The sequence below is a fragment of the Streptomyces sp. NPDC093109 genome, from assembly GCF_040701725.1.
Classification (GTDB): Bacteria; Actinomycetota; Actinomycetes; order Streptomycetales; family Streptomycetaceae; genus Streptomyces.
Map to the genome: position 1 here is coordinate 1 of NZ_JBFBEZ010000103.1, position 3,239 is coordinate 3,239.

Below are 3,239 nucleotides of genomic sequence, written 5' to 3' on the forward strand. Positions count from 1 at the left end.
GCGGTGCCGGTTCTGCGGAAGGGCCGGGACGAGGAGGTGTCGGTCCTCACCGCGCTTGCTCAGCTTCATGTGCGCGGTGTCGCCGTCGACTGGGCCGGGTTCTTCGCCGCTGCCGGGTCCGGTGCCGGGGCTCGGCGGGTGGAGTTGCCGACGTACGCCTTCCAGCACAGCTGGTTCTGGCCGGTGGGTGCCCTCGGTCGTGCTGCGGACCTGCGCGCGGTGGGGCTGAGTTCGCCGAAGCACCCGCTGCTGGGTGCCGCCGTCGAACTGGCCGGGGCCGACGGCGCGTTGTTCACCGGGCGGTTGGCGCTGGGGTCGCATCCGTGGCTGGCCGACCATGTGGTGATGGGGCGGGTGCTGCTGCCGGGGACGGCGTTGCTGGAGCTGGCGATCCGCGCCGGTGACGAGGTGGGTTGTGACCGTGTTGAGGAGCTGACGCTCGCCGTGCCTCTTGTGCTGCCGGAGCAGGGAGCGGTGCTGACGCAGGTGGTCGTCGGGGTGCCCGATGACGCGGGGCGGCGCTCGGTGGCGGTGTACGCACGCGCCGAGGGGGTCTCGGATGCCACCTGGGTGGAGCATGCGAGTGGGTGGCTGGCGGTTGGTGGCGGGGTGGCGGACCCGGGGGCGGAGCTGGGGTCGGATGTGGGGTTGGGTTCTGGGGTGTGGCCGCCTGTGGGGGCGGTTGGGGTGGAGGTGGGGGGTTGTTATGAGCGGTTTGCGGGTGTGGGGTTTGTGTATGGTCCGGTGTTTCGTGGGTTGCGTGGGGTGTGGCGGCGGGGTGGTGAGGTTTTTGCGGAGGTGAGTCTGCCGGAGTCGGCTGAGGGTGCGGCGGCTGGTTTTGGTCTGCATCCGGCGTTGTTGGATGCGGCTCTGCATGCGTCGATGCTTGCCTCTGATGGTGATGGTGATGGTGCCGGGGAGGGTGTTGGTGGTGTGTTGCCGTTCTCGTGGGAGGGGGTGTCGTTGCATGCGGCTGGTGCTTCGGCGCTTCGGGTGCGGATTGCCCCGGTGGGTGAGGGCGCGCTGTCGGTGACTGTCGCTGATCCGTCGGGCCGACCGGTCGCCACCGTCGACTCCCTGCGCGTACGGACCGTATCGGCAGGGCAGTTGGACCAGGCACCCGGTGTCGCGGCAGACGCGCTGTTCGGCGTGGAATGGTCGCCGGTGCCGATGCCCGAGCCGGTGGACCCGGGGTCGGTCGCCGTCCTCGGATCTGACGCGCTGGGCCTGGTCGCCGCGCTCGCACCGCTCGGTGTGGAGTACGCGGAGTATGCGGATCTCGCGTCACTGATGGGTGCCGAAGGGACTGCGGTACCGGGCACCGTACTCGTGGGCATCGCCCCAGCTCCCGAACCGTCTTTGACCGGTGACCGAATGCCGGAAGCTGTTCATGCGCTGAGCACGCGCGTTCTGTCGGACCTTCAGCAGTGGCTCGCCAGCGAACGGTTCGCGGACTCACGGCTGGTGTTCGTGACCCGTGGCGCGGTTCTGGACGGAGACGCCGCCGACGGGCCCGTCGGCTCCGTCGGGCCCGGAGGCTTGGTCGGCTCTGGCGCCATCGATGTGGCGGCGGCCTCCGTGTGGGGGCTCGTGCGCTCGGCCGTGACGGAGAATCCGGGCCGGTTCGGGCTGCTGGACCTCGGATCCGGTCAGGAGTCGATGGCTGTACTGCCGAGGGCTCTCGGCTCGGGCGAGCCGCAACTGATCGTCAGGGAAGGCGCTTTGCGTGCCGCACGCCTGGCCCGTGTGCCCGCCGGCTCGGGGGAGCGCGGGATCGCGTGGGACGCCGAGGGCACGGTGCTGATCACCGGAGGTACGGGCGGGCTCGGTTCCGTACTGGCCCGGCATCTTGTGGCCGAGCAGGGGGTGCGGCATCTCCTGCTCGTGAGCCGCAGGGGTGCTGCGGCGCCCGGCGCGGCCGAGCTGGTCGACGAACTGACCGCGAGCGGAGCCGAGATCACCGTCATGGCGTGCGACATCGCCGACCGGACCGAGGTCGCCCGGCTGCTCGCCGCTGTGCCGGCCGGGCATCCGCTGACGGCAGTGGTGCATACGGCGGGGGTGCTGGACGACGGCACCATCGGTTCGCTCACCGCCGACCGCCTGGAGACGGTCCTGCGGCCGAAGGCGGACGCTGCCTGGCATCTGCACGAACTGACTCGGGATCTCGGCCTGTCCGGCTTCGTGATGTTCTCGTCGGTGGCGGGGCTGACCGGCGGCGCCGGTCAGGGCAACTACGCGGTGGCGAACTCGTTCCTGGACGCGCTTGTCCACCACCGGCGGGCCGAGGGGCTGCCCGGAGTGTCGCTGGCCTGGGGGCCGTGGGATCCGGCGGACGTGGCCACCGGCAGTGGCGCCGGTACGAGGGACGCCGACGGGACCGGCCCGGGGACCCGAGGGGCGACCGGCGTCGTGACCGGCGTGGTGACCGGCGTGGTGACCGAGTCCGATATGAGGCGGATGGCCCGCGCAGGGATGCCGCCGCTCTCCGTCCGCCACGGTGTGGCGCTCTTCGGCGCGGCGCTGACCGCCGGGCGGGCCGTGGTGGCGCCGGTCCGGCTGGACCTTCCCGTACTGCGTGAGCAGGGTGAAGTTCCGCCGCTGCTGAGGATGTTGATCCCGGCAACGGCCCGGCGTACGGCGGTCGCGGGGACGGCCACGGCCGACGGGCTGGTGGCTCGGCTGACACGGCTGCCCGCCGAGGGGCGGCAGGAGGCGCTGCTGGATCTCGTACGCGGGCAGATCGCGCTCGTACTCGGTCACACCGGCGCGGACGCCGTCGACGCGGCCTCCGCGTTCCGGGACCTGGGCTTCGACTCGTTGACGGCGGTGGAACTGCGGAACCGGCTCAGTATGGTGACGGGGCTGCGGCTGACCGCCACTCTGATCTTCGACTACCCGACGGCCACGGCGCTGGCACGCCATCTGCGGGACGAACTGTTCGGCACCCTCCCCGAGCCGGGGACGGCCTCCTCGGCTCCGGCCGGGCCGCTGCCGTCCGTGGCCGACGACCCGATCGTGGTGATCGGCATGAGCTGCCGCTTCCCCGGCGGGGTCGAGTCGCCGGAAGATCTGTGGCGGCTGGTCACGGAGGGCACCGACGCGATCGGTGACTTCCCCGTCGACCGTGGCTGGGACGTGGAGGCGTTGTTCGACCCGGACCCGGACCATGCGGGGACGTCGTACACCCGCTCGGGTGGATTCCTTTATGGGGCGGGGGAGTTCGATCCTGGGTTCTT

Annotated in this window: 1 protein-coding gene; it reads left to right on the plus strand. The window is 71.4% G+C overall.

Annotated elements, in window-relative coordinates:
* Positions 1-219 precede the first annotated feature (219 nt).
* Positions 220-3,239 (plus strand): SDR family NAD(P)-dependent oxidoreductase (locus AB0389_RS37695; RefSeq protein WP_366400105.1); only part of this gene is annotated, 3,020 nt, incomplete at its 3' end.